This is a genomic window from Providencia sp. PROV040, assembly GCF_032706145.1.
In the GTDB taxonomy this organism is placed as follows: domain Bacteria; phylum Pseudomonadota; class Gammaproteobacteria; order Enterobacterales; family Enterobacteriaceae; genus Providencia; species Providencia hangzhouensis.
This window is the reverse complement of the sequence record NZ_CP120530.1, coordinates 1,014,314-1,033,452: the sequence shown is the minus strand read 5'-3', so window position 1 is coordinate 1,033,452 and position 19,139 is coordinate 1,014,314. Positions and strand designations below refer to the sequence as shown.

Below are 19,139 nucleotides of genomic sequence, written 5' to 3'. Positions count from 1 at the left end.
TAATATATATGAATAAAACAATAGATACTTTGCCACTTAACTTTCGTATTTTAATAAAATTAGCCCCACTCCCTCTGATTAGTGGCATTATTATGGCAATAATCTCAACAATGCTAAGTTTAGCACCATTATGGATCATCTATAAAATCAGCCAGATTTGTTTTTCAACATCACCTAATATTCAACAAATAAATAATCTAGTTTATATCACTGTGATTATTTTAATTTTACGTTGGGGATTAATGGCAATAAGTCATATTGCCGCACATCGGGGTGCTTTTTATATTCAGCATCAATTACAACTCGCAATAGCTAAAAAAATCAGTAAAGTACCATTATCATTTTTTGCTCAATATGGCAGTGGAAATCTGCGACGTATTATCAATGATGATATAAAAAGCTTAGAAGGTTTTTTCGCACATATGCTACCTGATCTCGTCTCAGCCATAGTGACTCCCTTTATCGCTATTATATTACTTTTTTATGTAAATTGGCCTCTTGCCTTATTATCTCTAACCCCATTACCCATTGCTTTTATGGCTCAACTTCTCATGTTGCGTCGAGCCAATAAACAAACCAATGAGTGGATGAATATTCAGAAAAAAATTGCTAATGAAATAGGAGAATATATTAAAGGAATACGAGAAATAAAAGCGTTTAACTTAACCTCCCATACTTTTGGTAAATTATCTCAATCTATCAATTCCTCTGTTAAATGGATAAAAAATAATGTCAAAGCTAGTACAGGCTCTTGGATGGTATTTAGTGGGATATTAACAGCGAATCTCGTTATTATAGCACCAGTAGGTGGGTGGATGTATTTAAATCAAAATATTGATTTATCTACTTATATTTTATTTTTAATGACATCCCCCCTCGTACTTGCGCCGTTATTACGACTAACATTTGTGCTAGGAGAACAAGCTCAACGAAAACAAACCTTAAAACATATCAGTATGATCCTTGAACTTTCAGAGCATAAACAACATGATAAACATTTTACTCTCCCTAAAAATAGCGATATTACTTTTAAAGATGTCTGTTTGGATCATGGTGATAAACCGATATTAGAGAAAATTAGTTTTAATGCCCAAGCGGGTACAACAACTGCAATTGTAGGCCACAGTGGTGCAGGAAAATCCTCATTATTAAAACTAATTCCCCGTTTTTATGATTGTACTTCTGGCCAAATAAAAATAGGTCAATATGATATCAACTACTGGCCAGAAATTGATTTACTTTCTCAAATAAGTGTTGTTTTTCAAGATGTATATCTATTTCATGGAACTATTTTAGAAAATTTACTCATAGCAAATCCTAATGCCTTATTTGAGGATATTATCAAAGCAACTAAAGCAGCCAATATTCATCATGTTATTGAAAAACTCCCAGCAGGATATAATACATTAATTGGTGAACAAGGAAATAAACTTTCAGGTGGAGAGAAACAGCGATTATCAATTGCAAGAGCACTATTAAAAAACTCTCCAATCCTACTTCTCGATGAAATTACTGCCAATGTTGATGCTGAAAATGAAATTTTGATCTATCGCGCATTAAAGAGTCTATGCCAGAATCGGACTGTTATTATGATCACTCATAACCTACATACTATTATTAACGCAGATAAAATTATTGTGCTTGATAATGGAAAGATTATTGATACAGGTACACACACCCATTTATTAAACCAATGCCCAACCTATCAAAAATTATGGAATGATTATAGTCACACTATTCATTGGCAATTAATCCAGGAGAATAATAATGATTAAAGAATTAATTAAATCAGGTTATTTGCTTTCTAATAAAAAAGATAAAGATTTAATGGTGGGTCTATGCCTTGCCGTAGTTGAAGGTCTTTTTGCTACTATTCCGTATATTCTACTCTATTTTTTATTAATTGATCTTTTTGCCAATAAAATCACACTAGCTCAGTTATTTTATTACTTTTTATCAATACTCTTATCTATTGTTCTGCGTATTGTCATTGGTACTTATAGTATGCCAATGATTTTTATTGGTGCTTATAAAATGATGGGACAAGCCCGTCTAAGAATAGCCGATCATTTACGAAAAATCCCGATTGGCTGGTTTTCTTCTCAACGCAGTGGTGATCTTGCATCACGGCTTACTGCTGATTTAGAGATCATTGAAAATATCTGGTCACATTTCTTAGGAATGTTTATCAGTACTTTAGCGATGCCTGTTTTTCTCTCACTATTCTTAGTATGGGTAGATTGGCAACTCACTTTAATTATATTATTTTCTATTCCAATCGCTCTGTTCGCATTATCCATAAGCCATAAAATAATGTTAAAAGCTGCACAACAGGCAGCTGATGCTAATGCCAATGTACAATCCGAATTACTCGATTATATCCAAGGAATTATGGTTATTCGTAGTTTTGGGCGACTTGGTCCTGCATGGAAAAAACTAAAAGCAGCCTTAGAAACACAAAATAAAACCCAAATAGTTCTAGATTCCAAGCCTGCCCCTTGGATTGCACTTTATGGTTTTATTCTTGAATCAGGTTTTATTTTATTAATGATAATAGGAACAAGCCGTTTAATTAGTGGCTCACTTTCTCCTTCTCAATTCGTTTTTTTCCTTGTATTAGCACTCCCCATTTATCGACAATTCTTTGATTTAGGATTATCCAGTATGTTGTTAAATTATGCACAAAAATCATTACAACGCATAGAAGAAGTAATGAAAGTGGTTCCACTTTCTGAGCCTAAATATACTCAATTACCAATAAGAACAGATATCTATTTTAACAATGTAAGCTTTATTTATCCTTATAATAGTCAATTAACATTAGATAATATATCTTGCTGTTTTCCTGAAAAAAGCTTTACTGCTATTGTTGGCCCTAGTGGCTCAGGGAAAAGCACTTTACTACAGCTTATTTCTCGTCTATGGGATGTTAACCAAGGTGAAATATTGCTAGATGATATTAATATTAACCAAATAAATTCCGATAAACTCTGTTCATATGTATCTTCTGTTTATCAAGATGTCGTTTTATTTTCAGGAACAATTAAAGATAATATTTTAATGGGAAAAACAGATGCTCACGATGATGAAATAATAACTGCAGCTAAATTAGCTAATGCACATGAGTTTATTATACAAAAACCACAAAATTATGATACTCCTATTGGTTACGGTGGTATGTTACTCTCAGGTGGAGAACGTCAACGTCTTTCTCTTGCTAGAACTTTATTAAAAAATGCACCAATTTTACTGATCGACGAAGCAACATCGAGTATCGATTGTTCATCAGAAGTATTAATTCAACAAGCTTTATCATTGTTATCAAAAGATAAGACAATCATTATGATTGCCCATCGATTAAATAGCATTAAAAATGCCGATAACATTATCGTAATGGAAAATGGAAAAATAGCAGAACAAGGAAAACATGCTGAGTTACTTGCAAAAAATGGCTTATATGCACATTTATGGTTACAACAGAAAGCGTTATGCTAATAGCCAAATGCAATGAGTAATAGCAACTTGTTTATAGATAATGAGGTGCATATCTGGATTGGTAATCTACAAACGATACCATGTTTAAGTAAAGCTAAATCCAGAATGCACATCTTAAATAACGATGAAATTTCATCGTTATTCGACTACCCTTTTATAAAACAACGAAATATTTTTTTGCTATCAAGAGTCATGTTACGCGATATTTTATCATTTTATTTAAAAATTTCACCAGAAGATGTAAGATTTTCAAAAAATGAGTACGGGAAACCATTTATTTTAAACGAATCAAAGGAAAGCATTTACTTCAATTTATCACATTCAAATAATTGTGTTGCTCTCGCTATTTCAAATACATCATCCGTTGGTATTGATATTGAATATTTCAACCGTGATATAGAAATAAATAGCATTATAGATTATTATTTCTCAAAAAAAGAAAAAAAATACCTATCTTATTTTGACGAGACTCAAAAAAAACATAATTTCTATAAGATGTGGACATTAAAAGAAGCCTATATTAAATCAAGAGGCATTGGATTATCAGAAGAAATCATTAAGAATTTAGATTTTTATATAAAGAGAGATCAATTTGATAAATTATATTTTATAGAACAGCATTACTCTGCTCATCTTTCATATATTACCAAATCAATATTAGATAGCTATAAAATATCCATAATCACATATCACCATCCATTTAACTATAAATTCTTAACATGGGGTGATATAAAAAGCAACCTGCCACATCATTTATTATAGTTATACGACCACAATGAAATTATATATTAACAGTTAGTTTTAAGTATTATTTGACTGACTATAGGTCATATAAAAGATATGACAATTCAATTCATATATTCACACCAAAACACGAATAAATTATAAAAAACCATCAATATATTAGCACTCATATAAATAAGGAAAAATTATGTTTAACAATAAAACAAAAAATACTATTATTAAAAATAAATCCGATTGGTTAACCATACCTGAAGCTGTATACCTAGCCAACCAGAAAAAAACAGAGAAACAATTAACCGACAGCGACGTTTATCGCCATGCGCTATCTTGAAACATTTATTTATCTATATACTTTCAATCTACAATTATATTAAGGAAAGTCACAAAAATTAAGAATAAAATTAAATTGAAAAAAATAGGAAACTCTCTCACAGATCGTTTATGCTATCTTGATACACATTGTTTCATTAAACATATAAATTATACCACACTCACTCAAGATAAATATATTCATTCTAAAAAAATGGGTCATTGATACCACTCTGATCGGGTATGAATTCGTAACAATTCAACACTTACTGGCGCACTCAATCAATATATCACCACCAATCACAGGCAATCAATGTATTAATTATGGCATTTCAGTTTTATTATCAAGAACTCTATTTCAAGCGTTTGAGAAAATAACATGAAAAGAACGAATTAGCCAACAACTAATGTAATTACCTGAAGAACTAAAATCTGAGATTTATAACAACATTAATCGAATGAAACTCATAAATCCAGTGACAAAGAATATTTCCCTATTTATAAATTACCACAAGATTCCTGTTTTGTAATTCGCCTGACTGAACTACAAAAGCTGATGAATGCCTATGTAAATATTAAACACACTCCAACATCGACACGCATATCCAGCCCTTTATCTCGTCTTTTCTGGCTTTCATGTAAACATAATGAAGTCATCAGTCCATTACTAGGAAAACCTTACAAGCTTTTATCCATTTTCGAACAATGGGCATCTACCGAAGGTATTACTGACAAATTCAGCGGCGATACACTGAAAACAGCACTTGAACGCGGTTCTCCCACTTCAGTGCCTTATTGATTTAACTCACCATTATACTGAAATACGTATTAAGAACTCAAAAACTCTTAATACGGGCTTACGTGCTTTCTTCTTCACCTTCGCTTATGCTTTTTTATCTTCTCCAACCCCACTCTACACTGGAGAAAATCATGACATCACATCAGTTATTACGCCTGAAACAGGTCGAAGAAAAAACCGGTCTGAAACGCTCGCAAATCTATCTGTATATGAAAGGGGGCTCTTTTCCTCGTTCAATAATAAAGGTTGGCCCTGCCAGCGTAGCCTGGCTCGAATCTGAAATTGATGAATGGATCAACCTCAAATTAGCCAACCGCTGAAGTGTTTAAGGAAGGTCCGAAATCATGATTCCGTCTCTGAATTACGCCGTATTAACAGATGCCCTGCGTGCGCTGAAAGAAGACAATATTCACCATCGTGAATCTCTGGGACTCACCTTCGACGAAATGAATACCCTCAGGACAACACTGGTGCTTTAATGAAAAAACGAAATTTCAGTGCAGAATTCAGACGTGAATCCGCTCAGTTAGTGGTGGATCAACACTATACGGTTGCAGATGCCGCAAATGCCATGGATGTCGGACTTTCCACTATGACCCGGTGGGTAAAGCAGCTACGAGATGAACGTGCCGGCAAAACACCTAAAGCCTCCCCTATCACGCCGGAGCAAATTGAGATACGTGAGCTGAAGAAAAAACTTCAACGTATTGAAATGGAAAATGAAATATTAAAAAAGGCTACTGCGCTCTTGATGTCAGATTCCCTGAACAACTCTCGATAATCGGGAAACTCAGAGCGCATTATCCTGTGGCCACGCTTTGCCACGTGTTTGGGGTTCACCGCAGCAGCTATAAATACCGGAAAAACCGTCCTGACAAGCCGGATAGCAGGCTAGCTGTATTACGCAGTCAGGTTCAGGAACTACACGGCCTCAGTCATGGCTCCGAGGATGCAAGAAGTATCGCCACAATGGCCACACACAGGGGCTTCCGGATGGAACGATGGCTTGCCGGCCATCTTATGAGGAAGCTGGGGCTGGTGAGTTGTCAGCAGCCTGTTCACCGATATAGACGTGGGGGACACGAACATATTGCTATCCCGAATCACCTCGGACGTCAGTTTGCAGTGACAGTGCCTGACCAGGTATGGTGCGGCGATGTGACGTATATCTGGACAGGTAAACGCCGGACTTACCTTGCTGTGGTACTCGATCTATTTGCACGGAAACCCGTGGGGTGGGCAATGTCGTTCTCTCCGGACAGCAGGCTGACCACCAAAGCACTGAAAATGGCATGGGAAAGACGCGGTAAGCCATCCGGGGTTATGTTCCACAGTGATTAGGGTAGTCACTATACAAGCAGGTAGTTCAGGCAGTTACTGTGGCGATACCGGATCAGGCAAAGTATGAGCAGGCGCGGAAACTGCTGGGATACTCATTCTAATATACTTTCAAATACCGGATCGGACTGACCCGTGCTGGGATTGGCTCAAATGCCTTTGTGTTGACCTGTCGTCCGATTCTGGTATTTCCCGGGCATAACCGGGCCCAGAGTTTGTGACCTGATAGGAGCTTTGTGCTGCATCCCGAGTGTCCTGTCCTGCGATGGGGATGATTGTGCTACCAATATCTGGAGGCAAACCATGCAAAACGACCGCCAATCTTCTGAAACCGTGATTCTGGGTGTCGATACCCATCTTGATATTCATGTCGGCGCTGTTATCAGTCAGGCAGGTAAACTGCTTGGAACTCACATTATTCAAACAAATCAAGCGGGCTATCTGGAACTACTTGATTGGGCACGTTCTTTCGGTAGCCTCGAACGAGCAGGCATCGAAGGAACAGGAACATATGGTGCCGCATTAACACGCTATCTCATCAAGAATAGCATTTATGTTGTTGAAGTTAACCGGCCAGATCGCTCAAAACGCCGCCTTGAAGGGAAGTCAGATCCACTAGATGCAGAAAATGCAGCCCGGACAGTGCTTTCAGGGAGCAGCAAGGCCATACCAAAAATGCAGTCAGGTGCATGTGAGGCTCTCCGGATTATTAGTGTTGCCCGACGTAGTGCAGTAAAAGCCTGTACGCAGGCGATTAATCAGCTTCGTGCACTGCTGGTTAGTGCCCCGCAAGATGTTCGCGACAAACTCTGGAAATCGAAACCACACGAATGCGTAACTGCCTGCATTAACAGCGAAGTGTCAGAGCACTCACCGTTACGTATAGCCTTGTGCAGTACGCTTCGAAGCCTTGCGAAACGATGGATGGCCCTGACTGAAGAGTTGAATGAACTAGACGAATCACTAGATAAACTGACCCGCAAGTATGCCAGTAACCTTCGTAGCCAGTTTGGCGTTGGGCCACAGACGGCTGCAACACTGCTGGCAGTTGCGGGTGATAACCCCGAACGTTTAAAAAATGAAGCGGCCCTGGCATCGCTCTGTGGCGTAAATCCACTGCCAGCATCATCAGGGAAAACAGTAAGGCACAGATTAAACCGTGGTGGCTCACGTGAAGCAAACAATGCCCTGTGGACAATAGCCCTTGTACGTATGCGTAGCGATCCGCGCACGAGAATCTATGTCGACAGACGAACTGGTGAAGGGCTATCGACTAAAGAGATCCTGAGATGCCTAAAACGCTACATCGTCCGTGAGCTCTATCCATTGATTTTATCGGACCTCGCATATGCCAATCGCCGCTCTTGACATAGGAGCGTCAACAGTCCGATGGAGCGCTTTTTCAGGAGTCTGAAAAATGAGTGGATGCCGGTGACAGGCTACACCAGCTTCAGTGAAGCTGCTCAAGCGATAACGGGTTATATCGTCGGGTATTACAGCGAACTCAGGCCGCACGAATATAACGGTGGATTACCACCAAATGAATCGGAAAACCGATACCGAAAAAACTCTAAAACCGTGGCCAGTTTTAGTTGACCACTACAAAAGCTTATTGATGAACGAACTGATGATGTTTTGTATGGTGAACCATGATACAAAAAATGGACGATGGGCCGAATGATCTCATTTAATACATCTTCGCCTTATACCAACGCGAATGGAAGATTAAAAAAGTGGGCAAAAAATAATAACAATTTAAAGTAAGCATCAGCGTCAAATTAATGGCCGAAAAATCGCTCTATGCCCACATCCTTAATCTGACCACGCCGTGGCAGGTTAAATCCCTTGCTCTCAATAAAAATGCAGATTCTGTAACCGGAACAAAGAATTCTTCAAGGTGGCGATAATATTCCATTATGGAAAGCTAAATATGGCTTTCTGAGCCTTATTACCATGACTAAGGAATACCCTATTATCAACAGTATAAAAATGTAGTTTGCAGGATGAGCGGGCTCTTTACCGTCCGCATTCGCAGGGAAATTGAAATCTATGTCACTCTGCCAGATCCAAAAATAAGGTTAAGGCCGCATTCCTTTGCGGCGTCTTATTCCTCTGTTCAGACCTTATCCATCATATAACGATGCGCTTTCGATGCTGCCTGGCGGCTTTAAAAATATAGCGCTTATCGTTTTTCAGTGCTTTCAGCCAAGAAGCAATATAACTTTCGTGCTGAACCTATCCGACAATCCCCAGATCCGCCATCAGGAACACGCTTCCCAGCTCGGCGATCAACTCTTCAAATGCATAATTTTCACTGCTAAATCTTCCTTTCATTTCGCGGTTCAGGCGACTTTTGCCATCGCTCCAGTGAACAATCTCATGCAGATCCGTGGCATAAAAGCTAGCGGCATCGGAAAAAAACGACGTTCAGGTAACAAAACCTCATCTGTTGATGGCATGAAAAAGGCGTTTTGTCCTTTCTCAATGATGTTAGCACCGCTGTTACAGAACAGATTTTCAGCCTGTGGCAACGCGTCAAACGTCGCTTGTGGGGCAACGGTATCTGCCGTCAGTGAGAGGCCATCAATTTGTTCGACATTAAACACGACAAAGGTTTTCAGCATCGGGATATGGTCAATTTCTCCGGTGTCGTTTTCCTTCTCCAGGATGGTATAAAAAATGGCGGTCATGCCGTGCTAGTCCTTACGAACTTGCGCACCTTCTGCCCTAGCCTGTTTGTATGTCATCCAGCAGGAATCACTGAATCCTCATTCTGATTCACTGCACCCGCTGTAGGCTGTGCCAGTAGCGTAGTTGGAAGGCATGCCGGACATACCCGGTACGCGCTGCCACGGACACACTCAGGGTTTAACGCCTACTTCCAGTGTGGTAATGATGAGGTCGGTAACGATCTGATAAATATCGGTTCTGGTTTTGGAAAATTTCGTTTTTGAGGAGCCTGACGGGTCCAGCGGGGATACGCTGGTCGCCGTTGCGGTGTTAGAGGCACTTGTCTGAGTATGCAAGGAAGTGATCATAGTTTTTTCTCCATCAGTAATGTGATTTTCATCTTCGTATCGCCTGACAGTTCGCTTTCTCGGCATCGTTCTGGCCCACAAGGGTGCAGCATGCGTGCACTTCACCCTTACGGGACCGGTTGTGCCGTGAAATGATTAACCGGAAGCTGATACGGGAACAAAAAGCACACAGGAGGAAAAATCGGTCCCTGCATAGCCGAACTTAGCGCCCTTTACTCCGTATTGGTGAAAAGTAGATTTGTGGTAATGAATTGGGGATTGGTACTGATAGAAACATCTTGTTGGCACCGAGATCTCAAAAAATGTCTAGAATTAAAACAGGTGTGCTTACCTTAATGTGATAGAGCCCTAAAACATGCATCTTCAAGTTAATTGTGCATGATTATAAAAAAAAGAGGCACCCATAGAGTACCTCACTTACTTTATATCTTATTAAATCAGAATATATTAAAAATCAATTTTGACATTTATCCCATAATTTCGACCCGGTAATGGGACTAAATATTTCAATTGAGAAGATGCAGGTCTTGCTTCAGTATCGGTGAGATTATTAATAATAAAATCAACCGAAACATCTACCTTATCAAGGTGGTATTTTTTGCCAATCCCCGCATCAACTAACGTATAGGAAGGAAAGGCCATATCTCCACCATACATTAACCCACCGCTTTCTTTTTGTTTTTTATAGTAAGTTGCACTACTAAATGCAGTTAATTCATCATGTTGGTAATAAATACTGATACCATGCTTTTCATTAGGTAAATTTGGCAAATAGTGACCTGCAATAAACAGTTTTCTTTTGCTTTTATTTTCGACAAAATCACCAAATAGTGTAAATGTTAGATTGTGATCATGAGGCATTTCATATAAATATTTAAATTCATATTCTAATCCTTTTGTTTCAAGATCGGTGTCATCCCATTCCATAACAGGACCAGCACCACGACTGATACCCGTTAATCGTCTAAATTTAAAACCACTGTAGTCTGTTTTATACAAATTAAGTTTATTAGAGAAATTGCCAATCTCAATAACAGATGATAATTCAATACTTTTGCTTTTTTCGGTATTAAATTCACTGTTTCCTTGTTCTTCAATTAAATAAGCATAATGAGGGCCATGTGTATAAAGTTCATTAATTTCTGGTGCTCGATAAGAAATATTTTGTTGTAGTTTTAATGTCCATTCATCAATTGGTGTAAAAGATAGAGCGAGTGTATTTGCACTTGTATCAAAATGACGGTTTTGTAAATTAGAACCTTGCCCTCTACCACGATTATAATTCGCTGGAATATTGAGATTATGTTGAGTGTAACCTTTACGATATCCAGCAGTGAGCTCAAAAGGAGATAAATTTAGCGATTCAACCCAATATATTCCGTACTCTTTGGTTAATACACTGGGTAAATAAGCATCATAACCAGACGTTTTCAGATCACGATAATTACCGTTGATCCCAAACGCACCATTAAGTCGATTAAATAGCGGAGTATGTGCAGTTTCTAAAGCTAACTGATGGCTTTTTGTATTAAATACCGATGAAGCAATTTGGCCGACTAACTCTTCATCTTTAGATTCAGAATAAGAATAATAAAAAGCACTGTCTCTTAAAAATGGTGCTAAATGATCATGTTTTCCTTGTATATCTATTCTTCGATTACTATTTGAAACCGAAACAGGTTTATACCTTTCTCGAGTTGTTTTAGTTGTGAGATAAGCATAGCCTGGCACTCCATACGATGTTTGAAAATCAGTGACAGAAAAACCTAAGTAACCGTCATCTCCGATATAAGAGAGTGATGCGTTACCACTTTGGCTTTTTAAAAAGCTATTGGGAATTTCGTTATTATTATTTTCAACATAATGCTTTGGAGGTGTGACATGTTCAATAGATGTGGGGCTACCAGGTTTATATCGTAAGTTAGGTTCATTATCTACATAACCAATACCTGAAAAATAGTCCTTATCTTTAAAGGTATATTTATCATCCTCGCTTAACTCATATTCAACCTGATATTTTTTCCAAAACTCACTAATGTAAGGATACGCTTCAGGGTTACGGCTAGTAAACACTTTCATATCCACTTGGCATTGATCACGTAATGCAGAGTGGTCTTTTAGCTGTTGATAGCTATAGCAAGCACCAACTTTAGAGCGTGTTGGAATTTTATATTTTGAGACTCGTTTAGTAGCACCGGAAAGATTAAAAATCCAGTTTTCTTTATTACTGAATTTAATATTTACTGATCCACCGTTACCATTATTAGTGCTACCATTAAATGTCACGGCACCTGAAATTGCTTTTTCAGGAAACTGTGTCATTATTCGATCATCCCACAAATGAATTGCACCACCACTGCTGCTACCACCATAAAGTAGTGCTTCGGAGCTTTTACTAATTGATATTTCGTTAATTCTATTCATATCAACAGGAATAGGCATATTCCCACTAATAAATGAAACATCATTAATCGGAAGATTATTAACTAAAATCCCGACTCTATTGCCAGAGAGACTTCGAATAACAGGCCTTGCCGCATTTGGGCCAAAACCTTCCGCTTGTACACCAGCAACTTTTGAAACGGTATTACCAATCGTATTTGTTTTTATTTGTTCAAGTTGTTTTCCTTTTATCTCTTCTCGATTATTGAGTAATAAAGAGGAGAATGTCTCTTTGTTTTTTATTGATGTTGCTTTAACAGTAATAACATCGTTTGATGTTTCTTTTTCTTGGCTTTTATCTTGATTATTCTCTTTTCCATATAAAGGAGACGACAAAAGTATAAGTAAAATAATAGAGAGTTTACTTTTTTTCATGATATTCATATTAGAATGTAAGAGTAGCGCCTAAGATAATATTACGACCAGGTAAATACATTTCATCTTTAATATAAGAGGTGCTGTCTTTCCCTTTTACATCAAAGATATTATTAATCTTGGCGTATAAGGTATAATCTGTGTTATCTAAATAACCAATATATTCACTACCTAAACTAACTGTGTTATAAGCCTCTGTGGATGTTTCATAGTCTGCTGTTTTATTCTGTTTTCCAAAATGATCAATGCGAATTTGTCCAATTACGTTTTCTGTAAAACTATGTTTAATATAAGTACTTAAACGATAAGCCGGTATTCTTGGTATATTTCCCTTATTGTGTAGTAAATTTGCTCTAACATAATCACCAGAAATACCAATTAAGCTATCTTGGTTATAGTAATAATCAATATTTCCTTCTATACCTTTAAACTGTGCATCATTTTGAACATATTGTAATGAACGATAGCCATTATTTAATTCAGTCCCCGTAAATTGACCGTAAATATAATTATTAATACGGTTATAATAGGCACTCATATTGAATTGAATATCACCTGTTACTTTAGTTATTCCAATATCAATATTATTTGCAGCCTCTGCGGTTAAATTAGGATCGCCTTTTTCAATAGTTCGACTTGCAGCATGAACACCATTCGCGTAAAGCTCTTCTGCAACAGGTAATCTTTTCGTGTGTGAAAGTGATAAATTTAAAAAATAGTCTTGTGTAAAATTCCATGCTAATCCAGCAGAAATAGAAGATGCACTCTGCTTATTATTTTTTTGAGTTTCTCTATTTAACAGTGATTGCCACTCTTGGCGAAATCCTAATTCATAGCGAAAATCACCTAATTGGTATTCTTCTAATAAAAAGAGTGAGTGATTTTTTGTTTTTGTTGACGGTACATAAGCTTCTTCTCCTTGAGCACTAAAATCACGCTGGTTAAATTGCCCGCCAATAACACCATGCCAACCCCAAATAGGTTGATGTGTAAATGTCAGTCTTAATTCATCGCCTTTGTTTTTAAATGAGGTACTGACTTCATTTCCTTCTTTTTCATCATGATGATAATCGGTTCTGACCGCACTGAAACGTATTGATTCAATACCAGTAAATGGATTGTTTTTTTCACCACGAAGATCCCATCGTTTGCTATCCATAACAATATAAGGAATACCATGTTGATGTTGTTCATCAGGGTATTCATGATTGTGATTATGATGATGATGGCCGATTAAAGGAGGGCGAATTGGGGCGTGATGATGGTGATCATCTTCATGATCATGAAAATGCGTATGACCAGGCAGCCCATATCGACGATGTTGTTCACCATAACCAATCCCTATATAACCGTCATCAAAAAGCCAGGATACACCAATATTTGCCGATTGGTTATCTTGATAAGATCCTGCTAAACGGCTAGTTTCTCCTTGATGTAAAGGTTCTGGTTGTTTGTAATCACTTTGATAACGTTTAGTACCCTCAAGGCGAAGCGCCAAATTATTTTCTCCTAACGTTAATCCTACTGATCCTGTATTTCCTTTAGAAACAGAATCGTATTGATAATGCAATTCACCCTCATAGCCTTTTTCAGGCACTGACATAGGAATCTTGCTATCAATAACATTAATTGCACCGCCTATTGTGCCTCCTCCATAAAGTAATGTTGAAGGGCCTTTTAATACTTCAATGCGTTGACTTAAAAAGGGTTCACTGGTGATTGTATGATCTGCACCAATAGAGGATACGTCCATAAGATCACTACCACTGTGTAATACCTTGACTCGATTGCCTGACATTCCTCGAATAACTGGATGAACTGAGCCTCCACCAAAAAAGCTGGCATGAAAACCTGGTAAGGATGTTAAGGTTTCAGCAATCGAGGCACTACGATTAGCGCGTAGATCTTCTTGTGTCAGAACAGAAACGGGGATCGCCATTTTCTCTTGCGGAGTATGCAAAGGTGTTGAATAGACCTCTAATACCTCATTGTTCCGATTTTCAGTTGATTTTATTGCAGGGCTTGCATTTGCAAATAAGGAATAACTCATTGAAATAAAAAATGTTGTATAATTAAAAATAGATTTTTTCATACTATCCGCCATTTTTTGTTATGTTATAACATATCACATTGTATGTATATATAATTATCATTAGCAAGTGATTATTTAAAAAATAATAAAAATTTGGGCTGTCCTAGATAAGGTTTAAGTTTTAACTATCTGTTTTAGAATACTTAATTGCTTCTTTGCAGCTTGGCGTATTAAACGGGTTATTGTTAAATCTGGTGTATGGCACCATCAGACAATGCTCCGATCTGATGCTTCATCCTCTGCATACTGGGGTTGACGGTGTAAGTATCCCGCATAATTAATTTGCCAACGAAGGAGATCGCTATGCGTAAAGCCTGTTTTACTGAGCATCAGATCATCGCCGTAATTAAGTCGGTTGAAACCGGGCGGACTGTTAAAGTTGATGACTTTAACCGTGAGACATTGTCGATTAAAATCATTCTGAATCTGCCAGATCTGCGAATGATCCGTGTACTCGACAGGATCGCGGCAAACTGCGGCTACCCGATCATGCTGCACATGAATAATGGTCCAGAATTTATCTCACTGATACTGGCTGAATGGGCAGAAAAACATGCAGTAAAACGGGATCTTATCCAGCCAGGTAAGCCGACGCAGGACACTTTCATTGAATACTTTAACCGGACATACCGTACATACGCGATTTTTATATATTCATGATCAGACGTGAGATAAATAACGAATTGGAGTGGGTTTAAACAGGTTATAACGAATAGGTTACTGTAATTAATTTTCAGTATATGTAAGAGAATTTCGAGTCCGTTTACCATGCTGTGTAAACGCCTTTTTCAAAAGTGACCATCCTAGCGGTCGCGGTCACCGAACTCGACAATAAAGCGACTCTATTACTATACGCCAGTTCCTCAGCGGCATTGTCCATTTTTGCGAGGCAATCCGTCAGACAGTGCGGGGTTAGGATTGAAGCCACAGAGCACCGTTATCACTGGATACAATGGTACGTTGGCTCAATCTCAGGCTACGTGGGTATTGTACTATGGACGCTTTTGTCAATCAGTAATGGATTATATAGCCAGACATATCGATCTGTACCTTGCTAAATGGGTTACCCGTAAATACAAGAGGGGACACGGTAGTCTGGTTCAAGCGTATGAATGATTAGACAGGATCCGGAATGTTAAACTCAGTTTGTTTGCACACTGGACTATTTGTACGCGATGTTACCAGTCAACTACAAGAGCCAGATGACGGGATACTGCCACGTCCGGCTCCGTGGGAGTGGAGGGGGAAAGTTCCCCTCCACGACGCGATAACCTCATATAATACTAGAAAATAAAAATCAGATAAATGATAGTGTTCACTACTTTTTAGTGATACACCTTGCAGAATGTACCATTGCAACAAATCCTGCTGCTATCATCATAGTATCTTTCAGAACTAACCTTCCCGCACCGGAAAGATAAGGAAACTCAGTATGAGCATCTGCTCCATGTACCCAGGTTTCAGGTGTAAACACCAAAAATGTTAATGTGACAAATGGCGTAAGAAACACTAAGGCAGAGCCCTTTCCATTTATTATTAAGATAAACATCAGCATAGTACTTTCCTGCTGGAGTTGGATTTCCTTGATTGAAACGATGAATATCTAACGTCGTCTTCCCTTGAGTATGCTGTAAAAAACTGGGATCAAATTCAGCATATTCCATAGCCACTGTGTCCATGGAAAAAACTCCCAGTGAAATAAATATGGCAGGCAGGAATGAATGATGTTCAGTTTAAGTGCAATATTTCATAAATATTATCCTTATTTCAGAGCTGACTCACTTAATTCATGCCCACCATAATCGTTAACAACTGTCCACTTCACTTTTCCATATCCCGACATATTTCCATGTATAGGAAGGCGTATTGAAGAATAAGGAGCAACCATATCTACTGGATTAATTGATTGTGAGTAGTTGCTCTGAATCAAAGTAATATGATTATAAGTAATAAAATAAGGACTTTGATTATCTGCACAAAGAAAGGCCTTTGCTCCTTGTTTTTCAATATGCCATATAACAGAATTATAGGCCTCACTGAGAGAACGTGTGAGTTTTTCTGGACGATAGAATAGCTTTATGCGACTATGGATCGGGAGTTGAAGATAATTTGAGTTTACATTTAAATTATTTTTATTTTCAAATTTAGGTTTAGCTGAAATATCCAGTATATTTAGCCAAAAAATTGATTCACGATCATTAGGCAGTGCTTCACCCGTATACATAATTCGTAATGTTTGCCCTGTGTGAGGTTCTATACGAAATATAAGCGGAGTAATAATAAAGGGAACATTGACTGAGTCTGGAGCAACACTGGCATCACCAGTATCAATCCAGGACTGAATTAAAGATGGAGTAGATTCATCATTATTAATTTTAATATTAATACCTTCCTAGTTTTCAGGATAAATAACTCAGGTACCCAACATTAGCATAACTTGACACAGAAAATAAGCCGGCCATCATGAAAAAGAAAAGTTTTTTCATGGAAACTCCGAACAAAGCAGTGCAGATGAGCTGCCTTGTAAATAATGATAATAAAAACGCACGATTATTATTTATTACTCATAGGCAATAGTGTAATTAACACTAGAAATGACATCCCCTACAATTGCTTTTCCTGTAGCATAATATTGGGCCATTCATATAGCGTAGTGTCGCTTCATCGTCACTATTAATAGCTTCTGAATGGACATCCTGTCCGACAAAGTCTTTCCCTAATTGAATAGCAGTAGTACCATCGTTATTTAATAACTGAATTTGAACATTTTGTGCTCCGTCAGAGCTTGCATTTTTTAGTTTGTTCGTATTAAAGTCAGTATTAGCTCCGGGTTCAAAAAAAGCTTTCACATTACTAGATCCATTTTGTCCAGTAGTGCATCCAGTAAGACTAATTGTACCGTCATATGCCATTGCTGAGTTAAAAATAGCAACAGACAGTACCGTACTTAAAGCAATATTATTTTTAAATTTCATTATTTGGTTACTAACATAAAAATCAATCTATAAACTTCATTGAGGGTATTTATATCCTTAATTTATATATTAAAACTATAAAAAACAGGTGCTACTCTATTAAAATTATTAAATATAAACGCCATTATTTAATAAAAAATTAATAACATTCACCAACATGAAAAATACGGAAGCTTTATTTGAAATTACAAACTTATTATTTATTAAAATGTAACCTCATGTAATTAAAATATAATTAATGGATATAATTTTCTTTCTAAAAATAAATTATGTTAATATGTTATTATTGATCGATAATGTATTTTTTTGATAGATTAAAACCATCAATATAAACATAACAATCGTTTTTAACGATCATTTTTAACAATTTATACTGATTGTAAAACTCATTTATATTGATATAGAAGGGAATAGGTAATACAGAATATATTTCAAAGTATATTTTATTAATCTTAATGACTATATAAGCAAATTTAAAAAACTTTAAAATAATTATTTAGAAAATAAATATATATTAATGCAACCATTAATGATAATAATTTATAATCTTTAATTATAGGAAAGGCACCATAAATACATTGTATTAATATTTATAACATAGACTTGGCGACTATATTAATCACCTATTCTTTTGTTAAAAAGAAAACAACAAATAACAAAAAATAAATATATGAATTAAAGAAAAATCATTCTTTAAATGATATACCTTGATCTGCATCACAGTATAATTCGGATATTTAATTACATATAACTTATAGTTGTTATATATACCTTAACAATTAATGAATGCAAAAATAGAAAATAATAACCGATTTTGACCACATATAAAACTTATTACACATATAATGATGCTTTCACATTTCTCATGTTTTAGTTTTAATCTTTTCAGCGCTCAAAGATAATCTCTCTATTGGCTTCTATCACGTGGTTTGCATATTTTCATCAAATGGATAGTCAATCTCTTTATCATTATATATCACATTTAATGTGGTTATAACGAGCTCTTATTGAACATTCATATCCTTGGTTTTTATGCACAGTAATGTGCAGCTAAACAGCTTTTATTCCTAGTCATTTTGCTAAAAAAAAGATTACTAAAATTATAAAAGCCACCAACCTATAACATTATTTTATATCCGTGATGACATAAATATAAATAAATGAAATATTTTCACTTAATATTTCAGCAAGATTTTTTACCAAAAAGGAATTAAAAATGAAAAATTATAAAGTCGCAGTCAGCTATGATATGTCTGACTCTATTTCAACTCATCGTAAATATGTTAATATTCTACATACTGACTTCTCTTATATTGCCGCAATTATTATTTCACTTGATAATATTCAAGATGGAAGGCTCGATTTTATTGAACAAAATAGCTTTGGACAGCCTGTATTCGCTATTATTAATAAAGATAAAGTTATTCCGACTAATATTATTAATCGATTAACAGGTGTAATTGATTTAAATAAAAAGAATACAGACCGGATTCAGCCGGCTGTTCCCAGACTGACCGATAATATCTGACCAT

14 protein-coding genes and 7 pseudogenes are annotated in these 19,139 nt (G+C 36.6%); 14 read left to right on the top strand and 7 right to left on the bottom strand.

Annotated features, from left to right (window positions below; all coding sequences use genetic code 11):
* Positions 1-8 precede the first annotated feature (8 nt).
* The 11 genes and pseudogenes from P3L40_RS04565 to P3L40_RS04515 form a co-directional block, all read left to right on the top strand.
* Positions 9-1,775 carry an ABC transporter ATP-binding protein gene (locus tag P3L40_RS04565; RefSeq protein WP_001044024.1) on the top strand — a complete coding sequence of 589 codons (1,767 nt, stop codon included), beginning with the start codon at positions 9-11 and terminating at the stop codon, positions 1,773-1,775.
* Positions 1,768-3,495 carry an ABC transporter ATP-binding protein gene (locus P3L40_RS04560; RefSeq protein WP_000588838.1) on the top strand — a complete coding sequence of 576 codons (1,728 nt, stop codon included), beginning with the start codon at positions 1,768-1,770 and terminating at the stop codon, positions 3,493-3,495. The genes P3L40_RS04565 and P3L40_RS04560 overlap by 8 nt, the downstream gene beginning before the upstream one ends.
* A 12-nt stretch (positions 3,496-3,507) precedes the next feature.
* Positions 3,508-4,257, top strand: a complete 750-nt coding sequence (locus P3L40_RS04555; RefSeq protein WP_000071884.1) for a 4'-phosphopantetheinyl transferase family protein — start codon at positions 3,508-3,510, stop codon at positions 4,255-4,257.
* Between the two features lie 169 nt (positions 4,258-4,426).
* Positions 4,427-4,570, top strand: coding sequence for a hypothetical protein (locus P3L40_RS04550; RefSeq protein ID WP_000482925.1), 144 nt, complete (start codon positions 4,427-4,429; stop codon positions 4,568-4,570).
* A gap of 534 nt (positions 4,571-5,104) precedes the next feature.
* The gene (locus P3L40_RS04545; RefSeq protein WP_017827829.1) at positions 5,105-5,347 is read left to right on the top strand and encodes a hypothetical protein; all 243 of its coding nucleotides are present in this window, start codon (positions 5,105-5,107) and stop codon (positions 5,345-5,347) included.
* A gap of 131 nt (positions 5,348-5,478) precedes the next feature.
* Complete coding sequence (locus P3L40_RS04540; RefSeq protein ID WP_000200567.1) at positions 5,479-5,667, top strand: AlpA family transcriptional regulator; 189 nt, start codon at positions 5,479-5,481, stop codon at positions 5,665-5,667.
* Between the two features lie 24 nt (positions 5,668-5,691).
* Positions 5,692-5,805 (top strand): annotated as a pseudogene (locus P3L40_RS04535) (DUF2857 domain-containing protein); the annotation flags it as partial.
* 20 nt (positions 5,806-5,825) lie between these two features.
* Positions 5,826-6,778, top strand: a pseudogene (locus tag P3L40_RS04530) (IS3 family transposase); the annotation flags it as partial.
* 210 nt (positions 6,779-6,988) lie between these two features.
* Positions 6,989-8,053, top strand: a complete 1,065-nt coding sequence (locus P3L40_RS04525) for an IS110 family transposase (RefSeq protein ID WP_004239726.1) — start codon at positions 6,989-6,991, stop codon at positions 8,051-8,053.
* Positions 8,054-8,065: 12 nt separating this feature from the next.
* Positions 8,066-8,281 (top strand): annotated as a pseudogene (locus tag P3L40_RS04520) (integrase core domain-containing protein); the annotation flags it as partial.
* A 12-nt stretch (positions 8,282-8,293) separates the two neighbouring features.
* Positions 8,294-8,449: pseudogene (locus tag P3L40_RS04515) on the top strand (ClbS/DfsB family four-helix bundle protein); the annotation flags it as partial.
* 352 nt (positions 8,450-8,801) lie between these two features.
* On the opposite strand, the pseudogene P3L40_RS04510 reads toward P3L40_RS04515, so the two are convergent.
* The 3 genes and pseudogenes from P3L40_RS04510 to P3L40_RS04500 all read right to left on the bottom strand — a co-directional run bounded on the left by P3L40_RS04510 (position 8,802) and on the right by P3L40_RS04500 (position 14,632).
* Positions 8,802-9,723: pseudogene (locus P3L40_RS04510) on the bottom strand (ArdC family protein).
* Positions 9,724-10,170: 447 nt separating this feature from the next.
* Positions 10,171-12,540, bottom strand: coding sequence for a TonB-dependent receptor plug domain-containing protein (locus P3L40_RS04505; protein WP_004239729.1), 2,370 nt, complete (start codon positions 12,538-12,540; stop codon positions 10,171-10,173).
* A gap of 10 nt (positions 12,541-12,550) precedes the next feature.
* Positions 12,551-14,632, bottom strand: coding sequence for a TonB-dependent receptor (locus tag P3L40_RS04500; RefSeq protein ID WP_001351060.1), 2,082 nt, complete (start codon positions 14,630-14,632; stop codon positions 12,551-12,553).
* A gap of 378 nt (positions 14,633-15,010) precedes the next feature.
* On the opposite strand from P3L40_RS04500, the pseudogene P3L40_RS04495 reads away from it, so the two are divergent.
* Positions 15,011-15,286: pseudogene (locus P3L40_RS04495) on the top strand (DDE-type integrase/transposase/recombinase); the annotation flags it as partial.
* Positions 15,287-15,950: 664 nt separating this feature from the next.
* Here P3L40_RS04495 and P3L40_RS04490 read toward each other — a convergent pair.
* The 4 genes and pseudogenes from P3L40_RS04490 to P3L40_RS04475 form a co-directional block, all read right to left on the bottom strand.
* A pseudogene (locus P3L40_RS04490) lies at positions 15,951-16,154 on the bottom strand (DUF417 family protein); the annotation flags it as partial.
* Positions 16,093-16,296 (bottom strand): FimD/PapC N-terminal domain-containing protein, encoded by a 204-nt coding sequence (locus P3L40_RS04485; protein ID WP_223302955.1) that lies wholly within the window; start codon positions 16,294-16,296, stop codon positions 16,093-16,095. The gene P3L40_RS04485 and the pseudogene P3L40_RS04490, both read right to left, overlap by 62 nt.
* A 98-nt stretch (positions 16,297-16,394) precedes the next feature.
* On the bottom strand, positions 16,395-16,964 hold the full coding sequence (locus P3L40_RS04480) for a fimbria/pilus periplasmic chaperone (protein ID WP_230458799.1): 570 nt from the start codon (positions 16,962-16,964) through the stop codon (positions 16,395-16,397).
* 256 nt (positions 16,965-17,220) lie between these two features.
* The gene (locus tag P3L40_RS04475) at positions 17,221-17,607 is read right to left on the bottom strand and encodes a fimbrial protein (RefSeq protein WP_410482067.1); all 387 of its coding nucleotides are present in this window, start codon (positions 17,605-17,607) and stop codon (positions 17,221-17,223) included.
* A gap of 845 nt (positions 17,608-18,452) precedes the next feature.
* On the opposite strand from P3L40_RS04475, the gene P3L40_RS25105 reads away from it, so the two are divergent.
* Together P3L40_RS25105 and P3L40_RS04470 are read left to right on the top strand one after the other, a co-directional pair.
* Positions 18,453-18,509, top strand: a complete 57-nt coding sequence (locus tag P3L40_RS25105) for a hypothetical protein (RefSeq protein ID WP_105874332.1) — start codon at positions 18,453-18,455, stop codon at positions 18,507-18,509.
* Between the two features lie 314 nt (positions 18,510-18,823).
* Positions 18,824-19,135 (top strand): Orn/Lys/Arg decarboxylase N-terminal domain-containing protein, encoded by a 312-nt coding sequence (locus tag P3L40_RS04470; RefSeq protein WP_004239731.1) that lies wholly within the window; start codon positions 18,824-18,826, stop codon positions 19,133-19,135.
* Positions 19,136-19,139: the final 4 nt, after the last annotated feature.

What these genes read in the sequence shown, in the direction of transcription:
- P3L40_RS04565 (WP_001044024.1), top strand. Translation starts at nt 9, where the DNA reads ATGAATAAAACAATAGATACTTTGCCACTTAACTTTCGTATTTTAATA.
- P3L40_RS04560 (WP_000588838.1), top strand. Translation starts at nt 1,768, where the DNA reads ATGATTAAAGAATTAATTAAATCAGGTTATTTGCTTTCTAATAAAAAA.
- P3L40_RS04555 (WP_000071884.1), top strand. Translation starts at nt 3,508, where the DNA reads ATGAGTAATAGCAACTTGTTTATAGATAATGAGGTGCATATCTGGATT.
- P3L40_RS04550 (WP_000482925.1), top strand. Translation starts at nt 4,427, where the DNA reads ATGTTTAACAATAAAACAAAAAATACTATTATTAAAAATAAATCCGAT.
- P3L40_RS04545 (WP_017827829.1), top strand. Translation starts at nt 5,105, where the DNA reads ATGAATGCCTATGTAAATATTAAACACACTCCAACATCGACACGCATA.
- P3L40_RS04540 (WP_000200567.1), top strand. Translation starts at nt 5,479, where the DNA reads ATGACATCACATCAGTTATTACGCCTGAAACAGGTCGAAGAAAAAACC.
- P3L40_RS04525 (WP_004239726.1), top strand. Translation starts at nt 6,989, where the DNA reads ATGCAAAACGACCGCCAATCTTCTGAAACCGTGATTCTGGGTGTCGAT.
- P3L40_RS04505 (WP_004239729.1), bottom strand. Translation starts at nt 12,540, where the DNA reads ATGAAAAAAAGTAAACTCTCTATTATTTTACTTATACTTTTGTCGTCT.
- P3L40_RS04500 (WP_001351060.1), bottom strand. Translation starts at nt 14,632, where the DNA reads ATGAAAAAATCTATTTTTAATTATACAACATTTTTTATTTCAATGAGT.
- P3L40_RS04485 (WP_223302955.1), bottom strand. Translation starts at nt 16,296, where the DNA reads ATGGAATATGCTGAATTTGATCCCAGTTTTTTACAGCATACTCAAGGG.
- P3L40_RS04475 (WP_410482067.1), bottom strand. Translation starts at nt 17,607, where the DNA reads ATGAAATTTAAAAATAATATTGCTTTAAGTACGGTACTGTCTGTTGCT.
- P3L40_RS04470 (WP_004239731.1), top strand. Translation starts at nt 18,824, where the DNA reads ATGAAAAATTATAAAGTCGCAGTCAGCTATGATATGTCTGACTCTATT.